Origin of the sequence: Streptomyces sp. Root1304 (assembly GCF_001426405.1) — a bacterium.
Taxonomy (GTDB): Bacteria; Actinomycetota; Actinomycetes; order Streptomycetales; family Streptomycetaceae; genus Streptomyces.
Genome location: NZ_LMEP01000028.1, coordinates 231,818 through 250,359, shown reverse-complemented (window position 1 = coordinate 250,359; position 18,542 = coordinate 231,818). Strand labels below are relative to the sequence as shown.

The window sequence follows — 18,542 nt, the reverse complement described above, 5'->3', positions numbered from 1 at the left end:
TCCGCCGGTTCCGGGAACTTTTCCCGGAACCGGCGTCGAGCCCCCTCCCGAACCCGGCGGAAAGGGGAGAGAACCGGCGCCCCGGGGTGACCCCCACTTTCGTCGGGGGTCGCTCTGGCCGTTGGCCCGGGGCGGCGGACTCCGGATTCCGGTTAGCGTCGTCCACCATGAACACCCTTCTCGACCTCTCCGACCGTCTGTATCTCGACGTCGCCGACTTCGCGCACTCCACCCCCCACTGGTTCCAGTGGCTCGCCGAGGTCTGGACCGAGGCCGGACTGCTGCTCTTCGGCGTGCTGTTCCTGGCCGGCTGGTGGCGCTCCCGCGAGGGTTCGAGCCGGGTGATGGCCCTCGCGCTGCTCGCCCCGCTCGCCACCGCCTTCGGATACGTGGTGAGCGAGGCGCTGAAGTCGCTGGTCGACGAGGAACGCCCCTGCCGGGCGGTCCTCGGGGCGCCCGCCTCTCTCGTCGCCTGCCCGCCGCACGGCGACTGGTCCTTCCCCAGCAACCACTCGGCCATCGCGGGCGCCGCCGCCATCGCCCTCGCGCTCTCCTGGCGCGGGATCGTCTGGCTGACCGTGCCGATGGCGCTGCTCATGGCCTTCTCCCGGGTCTTCGTCGGTGTCCACTACCCGCACGACGTGACCGTCGGTCTGCTCGTCGGCGCGCTGGTCGCCCTCGTCGTGATGCGGGCGGCGGCGCGGCCGGTGGGGGCGCTGGTGGAGACGGCCAGGTCGAGCCGGAATTCGGCCGTGGTGTGGTGTGCGGGGCGCGGACCGCGCGCGCACGCCCCCGCGCACGCCTCGTACGCCGAGGAAGCCCCCCGCACACGCCACGGCGCGTACTGATCCCGCCGGGGACGTGCCAGGATCGGGGTGCCATGACTTCCATCGACGCTCCCCACACCTCCGCCGTCCCCGGCACCCCGGCCGCCTCGGCTCCCTCGCCGGCCCCCGCCGTGTCCCCGGCCTCCGCCGTCCCCGGCACCTCCGCCGTCTCCGGCGCCTCGGCCGACCCCGGCACCTCTGAGGTCCCCGGCGTCCCCGGCGTCCCCGAGCTTCCGACGCCGCCCGCCGAGCTGCACGGGCCCGTCCTCGCCTGGTTCGACCGGCACGCCCGCGACCTGCCCTGGCGGCATCCCGAGGCCGGCGCCTGGGGCGTCATGGTCAGCGAGTTCATGCTCCAGCAGACCCCCGTCGTCCGGGTGCTCCCGGTGTACGAGCAGTGGCTCGCGCGCTGGCCCCGCCCGGCCGACCTGGCCGCCGACGCCCCCGGCGAGGCCGTCCGCGCCTGGGGCCGCCTCGGCTATCCGCGCCGGGCGCTGCGGCTGCACGCGGCGGCCGTCGCCATAACGGAACGCCACGGCGGCGACGTACCGAGCGATCACGGGCAGCTGCTCGCGCTGCCCGGCATCGGCGAGTACACGGCCGCGGCGGTGGCCTCCTTCGCGTACGGGCAGCGGCACGCGGTGCTGGACACCAATGTGCGCCGGGTCTTCGCGCGGGCGGCGGGCGGAGTCCAGTACCCGCCGAACGCGACCACGGCCGCCGAGCGCCGGCTCGCGCGTGCGCTGCTCCCGGAGGACGAGACGAAGGCCGCCCGCTGGGCCGCCGCGTCGATGGAGCTGGGCGCGCTCGTCTGCACGGCGAAGAACGAGGACTGCGGGCGCTGCCCGATCTCCGGGCAGTGCGCCTGGCGGCTCTCGGGGAAGCCGGCGCACGACGGCCCGCCGCGGCGCGGCCAGACGTACGCCGGCACCGACCGCCAGGTCCGCGGCCGGCTCCTCGCGGTGCTGCGGGAGTCGCACGAGCCGGTGGCGCAGGCGGCCCTGGACACGGTCTGGGACGAGCCGGTGCAGCGGGCCAGGGCGCTGGACGGCCTGGTCGCGGACGGCCTGGTCGAACCGCTGGAGGACGGCTTCTACCGGCTTCCGGTGGCCTGAGCACGGGCGGAACCCCGCTCCCCCGCCCCCGAAACCTCCGCCCCCTCGTCGTTACACAACCGATGGGTAGCCGTGCGTCCACCGACGGCTGCCACGCACAGCCCCGTGACAAGCGCTCCGTAGCGTCGTCCACGACACGAGGAACGAAGCAGGTCACGGGGTTCGGAGGCGGTTCGGATGAGGCATGGCGAGGTGCTCGACTTCGAGGAGTACGTACGCACGCGGCAGGACGCGCTGCTGCGCAGTGCCCGGCGTCTCGTGGCCGACCCCGTCGACGCCCAGGACCTTCTCCAGACCGCCCTGGCCAGGACGTTCGGCCGCTGGGACGGCATCGCCGACAAGTCGCTGGCCGACGCCTACCTCCGCCGGGTCATGATCAACACCCGGACCGAGTGGTGGCGCTCCCGCAAGCTCGAAGAGGTCCCCACCGAGCAGCTCCCCGACGCCTGCGTCGACGACGCCACCGAGCAGCACGCCGACCGCGCCCTGCTCATGGACATCCTGAAGGTGCTCGCGCCGAAGCAGCGCAGCGTCGTCGTCCTGCGCCACTGGGAGCAGATGAGCACGGAGGAGACGGCGGCGGCGCTCGGCATGTCGACGGGTACGGTGAAGTCCACGCTCCACCGCGCGCTCGCCCGGCTCCGTCAGGAGCTGGAGAGCCGCGACCTCGACGCCCGTGCCCTCGGGCGGACCGGGGAGCGCACGACCGTACGAGGCGACGAACGGGAGCGGGAGCAGTGCGCGGCCTAGACGGCGAAGCCGACGGCAGACGCCACGACGGCGTACGCCACGGCGGCAGCGGCGGCATCCACGGCGATGACGGCCCCGGCGGCGGCGAACGGTGCGGAACCGGGCGGCGCCGCCGGCGCCGTACCGCCCGGGCGACGGGGCTCACGGCGACGGCCGGGGTCGTCGCCCTCGGGCTCTTCCTGGCCTCCTGCTCCACCGGCGGCACCGGCTCCCGCGACGAGGGCGCCGCCCGCACCGACGAGGTGGCCGCCGCCGCGCCCACCCCCTCCGTGACCACCACCGGCGGCCCGCAGTCCGCCGAGCGGGTGGACCCGATCGCGCTGCTGAAGGCCGACCCGAAGATCGGCGAGCGGCTCAAGGCCGATCTGAAGCCCTGCGTCGCGGACGCGTACCCGGTGGACGCCTCCTACGGCAATCTCACCAACGCCCCCGCACCGGACGTCGTCGTCAACGTGATGACCTGCGGTGACGCCGTCGGCATCGGCACCTATGTGTACCGGATGCGGAGCGACCGGTACGAGAACGTCTTCATGGCGGAGGACGCGGCCGTCTACGCCACGATCGACCGGGGCGACCTCGTCGTCACCAAGCAGGTGTACGCCAAGGGCGACCCGGTCGCGTACCCCTCGGGCGAGGACGTCATCACGTACCGCTGGTCGGGGAACAAGTTCACCCAGCACGACTGGGTCCACAACGACTACAGCCGCGCCCTCGGCGACGCCGGCGTCGAGGAACCCGCGCCGGCCGCGAGCCCCGCCGACTGAGCCGTACGCCTCCCGGACCCGGCGGACACCCCGCGGCGGAGGGTCCGCACCCGGCGGACGCTCCCGAACCCGCACACAGCAGCAGCGCACAGACCCGAAGGACACGCACGATGGCCGAAACCCATGTCCTCTTCGTCGAGGACGACGACGTCATCCGTGAGGCCACCCAGCTCGCCCTGGAGCGGGACGGCTTCCGGGTCACGGCCATGCCCGACGGGCTCTCCGGCCTCGACGCCTTCCGCGCGCAGCGGCCGGACATCGCCCTCCTCGACGTGATGCTGCCCGGCATGGACGGGGTCAGCCTCTGCCGCCGCATCCGCGACGAGTCGACCGTGCCGGTGATCATGCTGTCGGCGCGCGCCGACTCGATCGACGTCGTCCTCGGCCTGGAGGCGGGGGCCGACGACTACGTCACCAAGCCCTTCGACGGCTCCGTGCTGATGGCCCGCATCCGTGCCGTCCTGCGCCGTTTCGGTCACGCGGGCGGACCCGGCGCCGGTGAGCACGGCGAGGGGGCGGCGGACGGCGGGCTCCTCGTCTTCGGTGACCTGGAGGTCGACACCGAGGGCATGGAGGTCCGCAAGGGCGGCGTGCCGGTCGGCCTGACCCCGACCGAGATGCGGCTGCTCCTGGAGTTCTCGTCCGCGCCCGGCACCGTGCTCTCCCGGGACAAGCTCCTGGAGCGGGTCTGGGACTACGGCTGGGGCGGCGACACCCGCGTCGTCGACGTCCATGTGCAGCGGCTGCGCGCCAAGATCGGCCAGGACAGGATCGAGACGGTCCGCGGCTTCGGCTACAAGCTCAAGAGCTAGGGCGCGTACGGGATGAAGCTGCTCCCCCTGCGGACCGGGGTCCGCTGGAAGATCGCCGTCGCCATCGCGGCCGTCGGCGCGCTGATCGCGATCACCCTGAGCGTGGTCGTGCACAACGCCGCCCGCATCTCGATGCTCGACAACGCGCGCGAGGTGCAGATGGAGCGGCTGCTGTTCGCGCAGCGCATGTACGAGACCTCGAAGCCCAAGGAACCGCGCTTCGGCACGAAGATCAACGACCCCTCGCTGCCCGCCCAGCTCGACGAGCTGATGCGGGACCGGCGGCGCGGCACGTACGTGCAGGAGCACCGGCACGGCGGGCCGCCCGACGTGTGGGCCGCCGTGCCGCTCGCCAACGGCGACGTGCTCTCCCTCCACATCCCCTTCGCCGACCGCAGCGCGACGATCATGAGCGATCTGGACCGGGCCCTGGTCATCGGCTCGGTCTCGGTCGTCTTCGGCGGCTGCGCGCTCGGCGTGCTCATCGGCGGACAGCTCTCGCGACGGCTGCGGAAGGCGGCCGTCGCGGCGGGGCGGGTCGCCCAGGGCAACACGGACGTACGGGTGCGGGACGCCGTCGGCGGAGTCGTACGGGACGAGACCGACGACCTCGCGTGGGCGGTCGACGCCCTGACCGACGCCCTCAACGAACGGATCGAGGCGGAGCGGCGGGTCACCGCCGATATCGCGCACGAGCTGCGCACCCCCGTGACCGGGCTGCTCACGGCGGCCGAGCTGCTGCCGCCGGGCCGCCCCACGGAGCTGGTGCGGGACCGGGCGCAGGCGATGCGGACGCTGGTCGAGGACGTGCTCGAAGTGGCCCGGCTCGACAGCGCCTCGGAGCGGGCGGAGCTGCAGGAGATCGCGCTCGGCGAGTTCGTGGAGCGGCGGGTGCGGGCCCTCGACCCCGAGGTGGTCGTCCGCGTCGTCCACGAGGACTGGGTGAACACCGACCCGCGGCGGCTCGAACGAGTCCTGGGCAATCTCCTCGCGAACGCCGCCAAGCACGGCAAGCCGCAGGTGGAGGTCACCGTCGAGGGCCGGGTCGTCCGCGTCCGGGACCACGGCCCCGGCTTTCCGGAGGCGCTCCTCAAGGAGGGCCCGAGCCGGTTCCGTACGGGTACGAGCGACCGCGCCGGGCAGGGCCACGGCCTTGGCCTGACGATCGCGGCGGGCCAGGCCCGGGTGCTCGGCGCCCGGCTCACCTTCCGGAACGTGGCCTCCGAGGCGGCGCCGAACGGGGTGGGCGGCGCCATCGCCGTGCTGTGGCTGCCGGACCACGCGCCGACGAACACGGGGAGCTTCCCGATGCTGCGGCCGGCGGAGCTGTGCCGGCTGGAGCAGCGGGCGGCGGAGGCGCGGCCTTCGCCGGGCTCCCGGCCGCCGTCGGACTGCCGGCCGTCGTCGGACTGAGTCCTCGGGGGTACGCCGGTGGGGCCGGCCCCCGTTCCGGGACCGGCCCCACCGTCGTACGTACTCCTCCGGGGGTCAGACCTTCTGGTCGACCTTCGCGCTCTCGTCGTCCGACGAGGCCTTCGGCGCCGCCGCCGGACCGGCGCCGCGGAGCGCCACCTCCTTGACGAGGAAGGCGAGGGCGAAGCCGAGGACGGAGACCGCCGCGGCGACCACGAAGGCGCCGTGGGTGCCGGAGGAGACCGCGTGCTGGTAGGCCTCGCGGAGCGCCGCCGGGAGCTTGGCGAGGCTCGCCGCGTCGAGCTGGGCGGTCCGCTCGGTGATCCCGGACCCGCCGCGGGAGGTCATCTCGTCCTGGACGCGGCTCGTGAAGAGCGCGCCCATGATCGCGACGCCGAAGGAGGAGCCGAGCGTCCGGAAGAGGGTGGTGGAGGACGAGGCGACGCCCATGTCCTTCATCTCCACGCTGTTCTGGGCGACCAGCATCGTGATCTGCATGAGGAAGCCCATGCCGGCGCCGAGGACGGCCATGTAGACGCCCGAGGTCAGCCGGGAGGTGCCGGTGTCCATCGTGGAAAGCAGGAAGAGGCCGGCCGTCATCAGCGCGCCGCCCACGATCGGGAAGATCTTGTACTTGCCGGTGCTGGTGGTGACCCGGCCGACGAGCAGCGAGACGACCATCATCGACAGCAGCATCGGCAGGAGCAGCAGACCCGAGTTGGTCGCGGAGGCGCCCTGGACGGACTGCTGGAAGATCGGCAGGTAGAGGACCGCGCCGAACATCACGAAGCCGGTGATGAAGCCGATCAGGGACATCACGGTGAAGTTGCGGCTGCGGAAGATGTGCAGCGGCATGATCGGGTCGCTCGCCCGGGTCTCCACCCACAGGAAGGCCGCGAGGGCGACGGCCCCGCCGACCGCGAGGCCGATGATGGTGGCCGAGCCCCAGGCGTACTCCGTACCGCCCCAGGTGGTGACGAGGACGATCGCGGTGATGCCGACGGTGAGCAGCGCGGCGCCGAGGAAGTCGATGCGGGTGCCCGTGGCGCGCTGCTTCTTCGGCAGGTGCAGGACGGTGCTGACCATGGCGAGGGCGACGGCGCCGAGCGGCAGGTTGATGTAGAAGGACCAGCGCCAGCCCCAGTGGTCGGTGATGGTGCCGCCGACGAGCGGGCCGCCGATCATGGCGAGGGCCATCACGCCGGCCATCATGCCCTGGTACTTGCCGCGCTCGCGGGGCGGGATCAGGTCGCCGATGATCGCCATCACGCCGACCATGAGACCGCCGGCGCCGAGGCCCTGGATCGTACGGAAGCCGATGAGCTGGCCCATGTCCTGGGCCATGCCGCTGAGGGCCGAGCCGATCAGGAAGATCACGATCGAGGTGAGGAAGACGCCCTTGCGGCCGAACATGTCGCCGACCTTGCCCCAGAGGGGGGTGGAGGCGGCGGTGGCCAGGGTGTACGCGGTGACCACCCAGGAGAGGTGCTCCAGGCCGCCGAGCTCACCGACGATCGTCGGCATCGCGGTGCCGATGATCATGTTGTCGAGCATCGCGAGGAGCATCGCGATCATCAGGGCGAGGAGGACGACGCGGACGCTGCGTGGCTGCGGCTCCGATTCCCCCTGTGCCGGTTTCGCTGTGTCGTGCTGCGCCGTCATGTCAGTCCCTTACTTGCCGCCCGGCTAGTTACTACACTGGGGAAAGTAGACCCGTAACTAGCCGGTCGTCAAGTAAGTTTTCTGGAAAGTGGAGAGCAGCCATGGCCCGAGGCAACACCCGCCAGCGCATCCAGGACGTGGCTCTCGAACTCTTCGCCGAGCAGGGATACGAGAAGACCTCGCTGCGCGAGATCGCGGAGCATCTGGACGTCACGAAGGCGGCGCTCTACTACCACTTCAAGACCAAGGAAGACATCATCATCGGGATCTTCCAGGACCTCGCGCGCCCGATCGACGACCTGGTCGCCTGGGCGGCCGAGCAGCCGCGCACCCTGGAGACCAAGCAGGAGATCCTGCGCCGCTACCAGAAGGCCCTGCTCGCCGCGGCCCCGCTGTTCCGCTTCATGCACGAGAACCAGGCGACCGTGCGCGACCTGAGCATCGGGCTCACCTTCAAGGAGCGGTTCATCTCGCTCAACGCGTTCATCCAGGAGCCCGACTCACCGATGAAGGACAAGGTCCGCTCCGTGAGCGCGATCTTCGCGCTGCACGCCGGGACCTTCTTCATGGAGAACGTCGAGGGCGACCCCGAGGAGAAGCAGGAAGCCGTCCTCGAAGTCGCCCTCGATCTGATCGAACAGGCCCATCAGGCCTGACGCGTGCGTCAGACGCCCACGCCGTGGGACCGCAGGAACGCCATCGGGTTCACGGCGGAGCCGTAGTTCGGGGTCGTGCGGATCTCGAAGTGCAGGTGCGGGCCGGAGGAGTTGCCGGTGTTGCCCGAGAGGGCGATCTGCTGGCCGGCGCCGACCTTCTGGCCGATCTTCACCTTGATCTTCGACAGGTGGGCGTACTGGGAGTACTTGCCGTTGGCGTGCTTGACGACGATCGCGTTGCCGTACGCGGGGCCGTCGCCGCCGCCGTTCGGGCCGGCCTTCACGACGGTGCCGGCGGCCGCGGCCTTGACCGGGGTGCCGGTCGGGACGGCGAAGTCCTGACCGGAGTGCTTGTGGGCCCACATGGCGCCGCCCTGGTTGTAGCTGGCGCTCAGCGTGTAGGCGCTGACCGGCTTGACCCAGGACGGGGCCTTCTTCGCGGTGACGACGTGCTGGGCGGCGACGGCCTTCACGGCCACGGTCTTGGCGTTCGCCTTCGCGGCGGCGGCCTTCACCTGGGCGGCGACGTGCGCCTGGGCCTCGGCCTGGGCGGAGACGGCGGCGGACGCGGTGAGCGCCACCGGGGCGGCGGCCTTGCCCTCGGCGGCGAAGGCGGACCCGGCTCCGGCCACCAGCGACGCTCCCAGGCCGGCGGCGGCAAGAGCGACGACGGTGACACGGGCGGCGGGGTTCATGACGCGCTTCGACATACGGGGGAAAACCTCCGGGTAGTGCGGAACGGAATGTGCGAGGCCCGACGCGAACGGTGCGGCGCCGGGCTTGCTCATCCTTGGTAACCCGGACCCCCATCCAGCCCAAAACACCCCATCTACGACATCGCCTCGTAGCGATCTCCGGGGAAGTTCAGCTCTTGACAACCCCGGAGCCTCCCCTTGAAATCGGACATACCGGCACAAGCGAAACGGTTTATCCGCATGTCACGGATGCCCGGAACCACCGAAAACGCCGCCTCACGTCCGGTTCGGGACCCCTCGGGACCAAAGTCCCGACGGTTCACACCGGAACGTCCCGAAACCCCACCAAAGGTCGCCACTATTCCGGTTAGTACCCCTCGAAACCCCTGTGCGCCTTGTCACCAGGCACCGGCCCCGGATGGGACCTGGGTCACGCAACCGGGCCGCCCCGAGGACCGTCCCGCACTACGCTGACCGCTTCGGGACCCACGGGGGGACACAGATGGAACCGGTACTCATCGGCACGCGCCTCGGCTCGGCCGTGATCGGCCCGATCCTGAAGAAACTGCTGGTCAGCGAGGGTCCGGGGGCCGGTCTCACGGGACGGTCCGAGAAGGTCCGGCTCTCCTCGCTCGTCTCCTTCAGGGGCGAGAAGCGCACGCTGACCGAGAAGGACGTCCGGAAACTGGCGTCGACGCTGGTCGAGCGCTCGCTGCGGGGGAGCGACGCCGGGCCCGGCGAGCGCCCCTTCCCCGCCGACGAGGCCGAGGCCGTCACCGACACCCTCGCGGCCACGCTGATCGCCCTCGGCGACCTCGACATGGACGACGTCCAGGCGGTCCGCCTCGGCCACCTCGACCTCGCCCGACGCCTCCGCGCGGCGGCCCCCGCCCCGGACGGCCTCTCCACCGACTCGGTCCGCTACCTGGAGTCGATGACGGAGTGGGCCTGCCTCCACATCCTCGACTTCTTCACCCAGCGCTCCACCTTCGTGGCCCGCAGCCTGGTGGAGCAGACCCGTGGCCAGCGGGAACTCATCGCGAAGGTCGACGAGGTCATCCGCAGGACGCCCCGGCAGGACGGCCGGGACGCGGAGTTCGAGCGCCGCTATCTGGCCCACCTCGCCAGGAAGCACGGCCGCCTGACCATCTACGGCGTGGACCTCAGGGACGCCCCGGAGAAGTGGCCGCTGGACGTGGCGTACCTGTCGCTGGAGGCAACGGGAGGGCCCTGGACGTCGAGCCGGATGCAGCGGGAGTTCGCACGCCGGGTGGTGATGGAGGTGACGTTCCCGGAGTCCTCGTCCGCCGGGTCCCCGGAGACCTCCGGGTTCCTGGAGTCCTCGTCCGCCGGGTTGTCGGTCACCTCCGGGTTCCTGGAGGCCCCGTCCGCCGAGTTGTCGGTCGCCCTCGGATTCCCGGAGACCCCGTCCGCCGGGTCCCCGCTCACCGCCGGGTTCCCGGACCTCCCCACCGCCCTCCTCCTGGGCGGCCCGTCCGGCGGCCCCGCCGACCGGATCCTCGCCCGCCACGACAAGGTCCTCCTGCGCGGCACGGCCGGCTCCGGCAAGACCACCCTCATCCAGTGGCTGGCCGTCTCCGCCGCACGCGAGGACCTCGCGGACGGCATGGCGTACCTCCGCGACCGCATCCCCTTCGTCCTCCCCCTGCGCGCCCTGACCCGCCACGGCGAGCGGCTCCCCACCCCCGAGCGCTTCCTCTCCGCCGTCGACTGCCCGCTCCCCGCGCCCGAGGGCTGGGCCGACCGCGTCCTCGCCGCCGGGCGCGGCCTGGTCCTCGTCGACGGCATCGACGAGATCCCCGAGGCCGAGCGCGACCGCGCCCGCCGCTGGCTCCGCGACCTCCTCGACACCTACGAGGGCAACCGCTGGCTCGTGACCTCCCGCCCCACCGCCGTACGCGACGACTGGCTCGCCCCCGACGGCTTCGCCGAACTCACCCTCGCCCCGATGTCCTCCGCCGCGGTCGCCACCTTCGTCCGCCGCTGGCACCGGGCGGCGGGACCGGAGGCGGCACCGTACGAGCAGCCCCTCCTCGACGCCCTCCGCACGACGGCGGACGTCGCCCAGCTCGCCACCAACCCCCTGATGTGCGGTCTGATCTGCGCCCTGCACCACGGCAGGCGCGGCTTCCTGCCGCGCGGCCGGAAGGCGCTGTACGACGCGGCCCTCTCGATGCTGCTCTCGCGCCGGGACCGCGAGCGGGACATGGGGACCCCGTACGGGATCGACCTCGGCGAGACCCCGCAGATCCAGCTGATCCAGCGGATCGCGTACTGGCTGACGCTCAACGGCCGCACCACGATGGACCGCGCGCACGCGCAGGACGTCGTACGGGAGGCCGTGCCCGCGATCACGGAGGCGGCCGGCTACGACCCCGGCACCGTCTTCACGCATCTGCTCCACCGCAGCGGCCTCCTGCGCGAGCCGACCGCGGACACGGTCGACTTCGTGCACCGCACCTTCCAGGACTACCTGGCGGCGAAGGCCCTCGTGGACCGCTGGGACATCGGCGTCCTCGTCCGGCACGCGGCCGACGACCAGTGGGAGGACGTCATCCGCATGGCCGTCGGGCACGCGCGCCCGCGCGAGTGCGCGGAGATCTTCGACGAGCTGCTGAAGGCGGCGGACGCGGCACCGGACCGCCGCACCCAGCTCCGCGTCCTGGTGGTGGCGGCGACGGCGCTGGACCACGCGACGGAGGTGGCACCGGAGGCACGGGAACGGATCCTGGCCCGCACGGCCGAGGTGATCCCGCCGCGCGACGCGGACGAGGCCCGGGAGCTGGCGTCGGTGGGACGGGCGGTGCTGGACCTGCTGCCGGGGCCGGAGGGGCTGGACGACAAAGTGGCCCACGCCGTGGTGACGACGGCGACCCACATCACAGACGACGCCACGCTGCCCTACCTCGCACGGTTCACGGACCATCCTTCCCTGGGCGTCCGCTCCCAGCTGATGTGGGGCTGGACCCGGTTCGCGACGGCACCCTACGCGGAGGAGATCATCGCCCGGCTCGATCCGGACGGCCTCGACTTCACGCTGGTGTCCGACGACCAGGCGGCCGAGATCGCCCGCCTCGGGCTGCGCCCCGAGCGCCTCGACCTGCGCATCAGCCGGAGCCTCACCCTCGACGGCATGGCCCTGCTCCGCCCGGCACTCGATGAGGCGCGGAGTGTGCAACTGCCGGGGAACCTGGCCCCGTTCCTGCGCCACCTCTCGTCCGAGAACAAGCTGACGAGCCTCATCCTGTCCAGCCACCCCACAGGGGGGCTCACCTTCCTCCGCCACGCGCGCGGTCTCGCGGGACTCACCATCCGCCAAGCCGTTGCCATGAGCGAGGAGGACTGGCACGCGGTGGCCGCCCTGGAGAACCTCTCGTGGCTCGGGCTGGGCAGTCAGACCATGGAATGCATGCCGGAATCGCTGAGTCTGCCGCGTACGGAGAGCCTGTGGGTCCGGTGCTCCGGCACCACCGCACCTCTCGGCACCATTGCCCGAGCCTTCCCCGCCCTGCGTGAGCTGGGCCTCTACGGCAACCTCGAAGGGCAGGTCCACGACCTCACACCGCTGGCGTCCCTGACCCAACTCCGGTACGTCGAAGGCTCCGGCAACCGCTTCACCGGCGCCGAAGCCCTCGCCCCCACCGTCGAGATCCACACATGACCTGACCACCCTCCCCCTCCCCCGATACGTTCATGGTCATGACCGACATCGAACTCGCCGACGCCATCGCCTCCGTACGCGACCAGCTCGTCACCGCCGCCACCCGCGCGACCGGGCAGCCCGTCGCCTTCGAAGTGGGCGACATCGAGATGGAGTTCACCATCGAACTCCGCAAGGAGGTGAAGGCGGGCGGCAAGGTCAAGGCCTGGGTCGTCGAGGCCGGCGCGGACGCCTCCCGCGCCCGGGGCGAGACCCACCGGGTCTCCTTCACGCTCAAGCCCCGGAACGCCACGAACAACGGCCCCTGGCTCGTCGGCAACGACGAGGACGCGGACCTGTCCGGCTTCGGCGGCGGGGCCGAGGGGCGGTGAGCGGCTCCACCACCGTCCTCGCCGTCCTCGGCGAACAGCAGGGCACCGGCGTCCTGCTGACCCCGACCCTCGTCCTGACCAGCGCCCACGTCGTCGGCGGTGCCCGCAGCGTCACGGTCGCGGCCCCGGACCGGGCGGTACCGGGACGGTTGTCGGTCGTCTGGTCCGACGACCGGCTCGATGTCGCCGTCCTCCGGTCCGGCCATCGTCTCGGCACCCCGCCCCTGTTCAGCGCCCTCGCCACCGACCGCCCGATACCCGGCTGCGAGGTGGTCGGCTTTCCCCGCCTCCAGCGGTACGAGGGCCGGAAGCTGGACGTCGACCAGTTCACCGGCACCGTCCTGCCGATGGCCGGACTCCTCCGCCGCACGTTGACCGTCGAGCTGGACCACCCTCCCGTCACCGGGACGGAGGACGGCCCCTCGCCCCTCGCGGGCCTCTCCGGCGCGCCCGTGCTCGTCGACGGAAAGCTGCTGGGCATCGTCCGCTCCGTACCGCGCGGGCGCGGCCACCGCCGCCTGGAGTGCGTACCCCTGACCACCGTCCTCGCGAACGAGGAGATACGCCGGTGGCTTCCCCCCGGCGCCGCCCCGCCCGTACGGATCACCGGCACGCACCCCCACGACCAGCCGTACGAGGAGGAGTACGCGGAGGCCGTCGGAGCCGCCTACCGCCGCACCCGCATCTTCGGCCTCGACGAACTGGGCAAGCGGGCCTCCACATGGGACCTCGACACCGCCTACCTCTCGCTGGAGGCCGCTTCCCGGGAGCCCGGCCCCGCCGCCCCCGTCCCCCAGCGCATCGACGACCTGCTCGCCTCCCGGCCGCGCGTCCTCCTCCGGGGCGACGCCGGGGCCGGGAAGACCACCCTCGTGTGGTGGCTGGCCGCGCACGCCGCCGCCGGGACCCTGGGGCCCCACCTGGCCGAGCTGAACGGCCTCGTCCCCTTCGTCGTCCCGCTGCGCACCCTGCGGGCCCAGGGCAACGGCTACCCCTCCCCCGGCGAGCTGGCCCGCGTCTCGGGGCTCATGATCGATCCCGCCCCCGACGGCTGGGCCGGCCGGGTCCTCAACGCCGGGCGGGGCCTGCTCCTCGTCGACGGCCTCGACGAGGTCCCGGCGGAGGAGCGCGAGGCCGCCCACACCTGGCTCTCCCAGCTGCTCGACCGCTACCCCCGCACCCGCTGCGTGGCGACCGTGCGGCCCTTCGCCGTCGCCCCCGACTGGCTCGGCTCCGAGCAGTTCGAGGAACTGACCCTCCTGCCGCTCCGGGACGCCGACATCCAGGCCTTCGTCGCGGCCTGGCACGCCGCCGCCCGGCTGGACGGGGATCCGGACCGGAACCTCGCCGAGCTCGAACGCGACCTGGCGCAGCAGTTCCACCACAACCCGGCCCTGGCCGAACTCGCCCGGACCCCGCTGCTCTGCGCGGTCATCTGCGCGCTGCACCGGCTGCGGGAGGGCCTGCTGCCGAAGACCCGCTGGGCGCTCTACGACTCGGCGCTGCAGATGCTGCTCGGCGCCCGCGACGAACAGCGCCGGATCGACGCCCCCGACGGCATCCGCATGACGGTCGAGGAGCACACCGAACTCCTCCAGCGGCTCGCGGCCTGGCTGGTCAGGGGCGGCCAGACCGAGTTCACCAGGGAACAGGCCCTGCGGCAGCTCACCCGCGCCCTGCCCGGCATGCCGGACGTCTCCCGCCAGGGCACCCCGGAGGAGATCCTCACCCACCTCCTGAACCGCAGCGGTCTCCTCCAGGAGCGCGCGGACCGCGTCTTCCAGTTCACCCACCGCACCTTCCAGGACTTCCTGGCGGCGAAGGAACTGGTGGAGGACGACCAGCTCAGGGAGGCTCTCCGGCACGCCCACGACCAGCAGTGGCACGACGTCCTGCTCCTCGCGGCCGGCCACTGCACCCGCCGCGACCTGCCCACCCTGGTCGAGGGCCTCCTCACGGCCGGCTCGGCCACCCGCAAACGGGACCTCAAGACCACGCTGTACGTCCTCGCGGCGCTGGCGGCCCAGCACGCGGCCTGGCTGGACGGCGCGCTGCACGGACGGGTGCGGAAGGCGGTGAAGTCGGTGATCCCGCCGCGGAGCACCGAGCAGGTGGGACAGCTGGCCCGCCTGGGCGGTTACGTACTGCCGCTGCTGCCCGGACCCGGGGAGGTCCCCAAGGACGCCATCGAGAGCGTCGTCCACCTGGTCTCCACGATCGGCGGCCGGGAGGCCCTGCCGTACGCCCGCGCCTTCGCCGAGGCGGGCGAGGCGAACAGGTTCTCCGGCGTCTGGAGCCAGTTCCCCCTTGAGGGGTACGCGCGGGAGATCGCTCCGCACCTGACCCCGAGCACCCCCATCATGGTGACGAGCCCGGAGCAGCTGCGGCTCCTGCCGGACCACCCGAGCGTCCACCTCTACGGGGACTTCGGCGAGCCCGAACTCCTCAGCGGCCTCAGCGGGCGGGGGCTGCGCTTCCTCGGTCTCTCCCAGAACCTCCGGCTCACCGGCCTCGGCTTCCTGAGCGGGGTGGACTGCGGTCAGCTCACCGGGCTCTATCTGGCGCACTGCCCCGGGCTGACGGATCTGACGGCGGTGGCGCGGCTGAGCGCGCTCGTCTACCTCAGTGTCAGAGGCGCCCCGGACTCCACCGGGACGCTGGACCTCACCCCGGTCCTCGACCTGCCTCTGCTGATGGTGGACGTCACCTCCTTCACCCGCGGACAGATCCTCGGCGCCGACGTCCTCGGCGACCGGCTCACGGTCAGCTAGACGGCGGGGGCGCCGCGCGGACGGGAAAAGGGGCGGCCCCGGAACCATCGGGTTCCGGGGCCGCCCCTTCAGCGCTACGGGTTCAGCGCGTGCGTCACGCTTCCTTCGACAGGTTCGGGCCCGAGCCGCCCGCAGCCTCGATCGGCGGGGCGTCCGGCAGCGCCGTCTTCTCCTCGCCGCGGAAGGTGAACTTGCGCTCCTCACCCTCACCCTCGGTGTCCACGACCACGATGTGACCGGGGCGCAGCTCGCCGAAGAGGATCTTCTCCGAGAGCGTGTCCTCGATCTCGCGCTGGATCGTCCGGCGCAGCGGCCGGGCGCCCATGACCGGGTCGTAGCCCTTCTTGGACAGCAGCTCCTTCGCGGACTGGGAGAGCTCGATGCCCATGTCCCGGTCCTTGAGGCGCTCGTCGACGCGACCGATCATCAGGTCGACGATCTGGAGGATGTCCTCCGGGGTCAGCTGCGGGAAGACGATGATGTCGTCCACGCGGTTGAGGAACTCGGGGCGGAAGTGCTGCTTCAGCTCGTCGCTGACCTTCGCCTTCATCCGCTCGTAGTTGGACTTCGTGTCGCCCTGGGCGGCGAAGCCCAGGTTGAAGCCCTTCGAGATGTCCCTGGTCCCGAGGTTGGTCGTCATGATGATGACCGTGTTCTTGAAGTCCACGACCCGGCCCTGGGAGTCGGTCAGACGACCGTCCTCCAGGATCTGGAGAAGGGAATTGAAGATATCGGGGTGGGCCTTCTCGACCTCGTCGAAGAGGACGACGGAGAACGGCTTGCGGCGCACCTTCTCGGTGAGCTGGCCGCCCTCTTCGTAGCCGACGTATCCGGGCGGCGAACCGAAGAGACGCGAAACCGTGTGCTTCTCGCTGAACTCCGACATGTCGAGGGAGATCATCGCGTCCTCGTCGCCGAAGAGGAATTCGGCGAGGGCCTTCGAGAGCTCGGTCTTACCGACACCGGACGGACCGGCGAAGATGAACGAGCCACCGGGGCGCTTCGGGTCCTTCAGACCGGCACGCGTACGGCGGATGGCCCGCGAGAGGCCGATGACGGCGTCCTTCTGCCCGATGACGCGCTTGTGGAGCTCGTCCTCCATGCGGAGCAGGCGGCTGGACTCCTCCTCGGTCAGCTTGAAGACCGGGATGCCGGTGGCGGTCGCGAGGACCTCGGCGATCAGATCGCCGTCGACCTCGGCGACGACGTCCATGTCGCCGGCCTTCCACTCCTTCTCGCGCTTGGCCTTCGCGGCGAGGAGCTGCTTCTCCTTGTCGCGGAGCGAGGCGGCCTTCTCGAAGTCCTGCGAGTCGATCGCGGACTCCTTGTCGCGGCGGACGCCGGCGATCTTCTCGTCGAACTCGCGGAGGTCCGGCGGCGCGGTCATCCGGCGGATGCGCATCCGGGAGCCGGCCTCGTCGATCAGGTCGATCGCCTTGTCCGGGAGGAAGCGGTCCGAGATGTACCGGTCGGCCAGCGTCGCGGCCTGGACGAGCGCCTCGTCGGTGATGGAGACCCGGTGGTGGGCCTCGTACCGGTCGCGCAGACCCTTGAGGATCTCGATGGTGTGCGGCAGCGACGGCTCGGCGACCTGGATGGGCTGGAAGCGGCGCTCGAGGGCCGCGTCCTTCTCCAGGTACTTCCGGTACTCGTCGAGCGTGGTGGCACCGATGGTCTGGAGCTCACCGCGGGCCAGCATCGGCTTGAGGATGCTGGCGGCGTCGATCGCGCCCTCGGCGGCACCCGCACCCACGAGGGTGTGGAGCTCGTCGATGAACAGGATGATGTCGCCGCGGGTGCGGATCTCCTTGAGGACCTTCTTCAGGCGCTCCTCGAAGTCACCGCGGTAGCGGGAGCCGGCGACCAGCGCGCCGAGGTCCAGGGTGTAGAGGTGCTTGTCCTTGAGGGTCTCGGGCACCTCGCCCTTGACGATGGCCTGCGCCAGGCCCTCGACGACGGCGGTCTTGCCGACGCCGGGCTCGCCGATGAGGACCGGGTTGTTCTTGGTGCGGCGGGACAGCACCTGCATGACCCGCTCGATCTCCTTCTCGCGCCCGATGACCGGGTCGAGCTTGGATTCGCGGGCCGCCTGGGTGAGGTTCCGGCCGAACTGGTCGAGGACCAGGGACGTCGAGGGGGTGCCCTCGGCAGGACCGCCGGCCGTGGCGGCTTCCTTGCCCTGGTAGCCGGAGAGCAGCTGGATGACCTGCTGCCGCACCCGGTTGAGGTCGGCGCCCAGCTTCACGAGGACCTGGGCGGCGACGCCCTCGCCCTCGCGGATCAGGCCGAGCAGGATGTGCTCGGTGCCGATGTAGTTGTGGCCGAGCTGGAGGGCCTCACGGAGCGAGAGCTCCAGGACCTTCTTGGCACGCGGGGTGAAGGGGATGTGCCCGGACGGGGCCTGCTGCCCCTGCCCGATGATCTCCTCAACCTGCTGGCGGACCGCCTCGAGCGAAATCCCGAGGCTCTCCAGGGCCTTAGCGGCGACACCCTCACCCTCGTGGATAAGGCCCAGAAGGATGTGCTCGGTGCCGATGTAGTTGTGGTTGAGCATCCGGGCTTCTTCCTGAGCCAGGACGACAACCCGCCGCGCGCGGTCGGTGAACCTCTCGAACATCGTTAATCGCTCCTCAGAGCGGTCAGTCAGTTAGGGGTCGATCCCCTCCCTGTCCTTCCGCAGCTTAGTCCCGCAAGCGGGGACCGCTCATTCCAACTGCCGACATCCGTCCGGATCACCCCCTCTTCCGCGGGGAGACCTGCTGCCGAACAGCCGACAAATGCTCCAACCCGATGGTGCGAGACGATGTTCCCGCAGGCCAAGTAGTTAGCCGCGTCATCAGTACGCCGATGGCGAACGTGAGACGCCGAAGCCCGCGAGTCGCCCCTCTCCACTAGGAATGTCTTACCCGTAAGGACTGACACTCCATGCGGCGCACCCCGGTTCCCTCCGCTACCAGCGAACACCCTTGCGCTGCCGAATGCACGCGTACGCCCCATCACGGACACCGTGCGCGTCCGGCCGGG

General features: G+C 71.5%; 13 protein-coding genes. 10 read left to right on the top strand and 3 right to left on the bottom strand.

Features of this window, described 5'->3' with window-relative positions:
• Window positions 1-167: 167 nt before the first annotated feature.
• The 6 genes from ASD33_RS33535 to cseC all read left to right on the top strand — a co-directional run bounded on the left by ASD33_RS33535 (window position 168) and on the right by cseC (window position 5,681).
• Window positions 168-848 carry a phosphatase PAP2 family protein gene (locus tag ASD33_RS33535; protein ID WP_056569593.1) on the top strand — a complete coding sequence of 227 codons (681 nt, stop codon included), beginning with the start codon at window positions 168-170 and terminating at the stop codon, window positions 846-848.
• 32 nt (window positions 849-880) lie between these two features.
• The gene (locus ASD33_RS33530; RefSeq protein ID WP_242427262.1) at window positions 881-1,942 is read left to right on the top strand and encodes an A/G-specific adenine glycosylase; all 1,062 of its coding nucleotides are present in this window, start codon (window positions 881-883) and stop codon (window positions 1,940-1,942) included.
• Window positions 1,943-2,119: 177 nt separating this feature from the next.
• Entirely contained in the window at window positions 2,120-2,692 is a 573-nt protein-coding gene (locus tag ASD33_RS33525; RefSeq protein WP_056569590.1) for a SigE family RNA polymerase sigma factor, read from the top strand.
• Entirely contained in the window at window positions 2,680-3,456 is a 777-nt protein-coding gene (locus ASD33_RS33520; RefSeq protein WP_199863643.1) for a hypothetical protein, read from the top strand. Before ASD33_RS33525 ends, ASD33_RS33520 begins: the two co-directional genes overlap by 13 nt.
• 110 nt (window positions 3,457-3,566) lie before the next feature.
• Entirely contained in the window at window positions 3,567-4,268 is a 702-nt protein-coding gene (gene cseB, locus ASD33_RS33515; RefSeq protein ID WP_056569587.1) for a two-component system response regulator CseB, read from the top strand.
• 12 nt (window positions 4,269-4,280) lie between these two features.
• The gene (gene cseC, locus ASD33_RS33510) at window positions 4,281-5,681 is read left to right on the top strand and encodes a two-component system sensor histidine kinase CseC (protein ID WP_056569584.1); all 1,401 of its coding nucleotides are present in this window, start codon (window positions 4,281-4,283) and stop codon (window positions 5,679-5,681) included.
• Between the two features lie 75 nt (window positions 5,682-5,756).
• Here cseC and ASD33_RS33505 read toward each other — a convergent pair whose 3' ends face one another.
• Entirely contained in the window at window positions 5,757-7,343 is a 1,587-nt protein-coding gene (locus ASD33_RS33505) for an MDR family MFS transporter (RefSeq protein ID WP_056569583.1), read from the bottom strand.
• 101 nt (window positions 7,344-7,444) lie between these two features.
• Between ASD33_RS33505 and ASD33_RS33500 the strand changes: the two genes are divergently transcribed.
• Window positions 7,445-7,999: a TetR/AcrR family transcriptional regulator gene (locus ASD33_RS33500; RefSeq protein ID WP_056569579.1), complete on the top strand. Its 555-nt coding sequence runs from the start codon at window positions 7,445-7,447 to the stop codon at window positions 7,997-7,999.
• 8 nt (window positions 8,000-8,007) lie between these two features.
• On the opposite strand, the gene ASD33_RS33495 is transcribed toward ASD33_RS33500, so the two are convergent.
• On the bottom strand, window positions 8,008-8,709 hold the full coding sequence (locus tag ASD33_RS33495) for a M23 family metallopeptidase (RefSeq protein WP_056569576.1): 702 nt from the start codon (window positions 8,707-8,709) through the stop codon (window positions 8,008-8,010).
• 487 nt (window positions 8,710-9,196) lie between these two features.
• On the opposite strand from ASD33_RS33495, the gene ASD33_RS33490 reads away from it, so the two are divergent.
• The 3 genes from ASD33_RS33490 to ASD33_RS33480 are packed head-to-tail and all read left to right on the top strand — an operon-like array spanning window position 9,197 to window position 15,518.
• Window positions 9,197-12,376, top strand: a complete 3,180-nt coding sequence (locus ASD33_RS33490) for an NACHT domain-containing protein (protein WP_056569573.1) — start codon at window positions 9,197-9,199, stop codon at window positions 12,374-12,376.
• Window positions 12,377-12,414: 38 nt separating this feature from the next.
• Complete coding sequence (locus tag ASD33_RS33485) at window positions 12,415-12,747, top strand: trypco2 family protein (protein WP_347232310.1); 333 nt, start codon at window positions 12,415-12,417, stop codon at window positions 12,745-12,747.
• A complete protein-coding gene (locus ASD33_RS33480; RefSeq protein WP_242427260.1) occupies window positions 12,744-15,518 on the top strand; it encodes a serine protease in 2,775 nt (924 codons plus the stop codon). Before ASD33_RS33485 ends, ASD33_RS33480 begins: the two co-directional genes overlap by 4 nt.
• Before the next feature lie 94 nt (window positions 15,519-15,612).
• Here the strand turns inward: ASD33_RS33480 and ASD33_RS33475 are convergent, their stop codons facing one another.
• On the bottom strand, window positions 15,613-18,135 hold the full coding sequence (locus tag ASD33_RS33475; protein WP_056569564.1) for an ATP-dependent Clp protease ATP-binding subunit: 2,523 nt from the start codon (window positions 18,133-18,135) through the stop codon (window positions 15,613-15,615).
• Window positions 18,136-18,542: the final 407 nt, after the last annotated feature.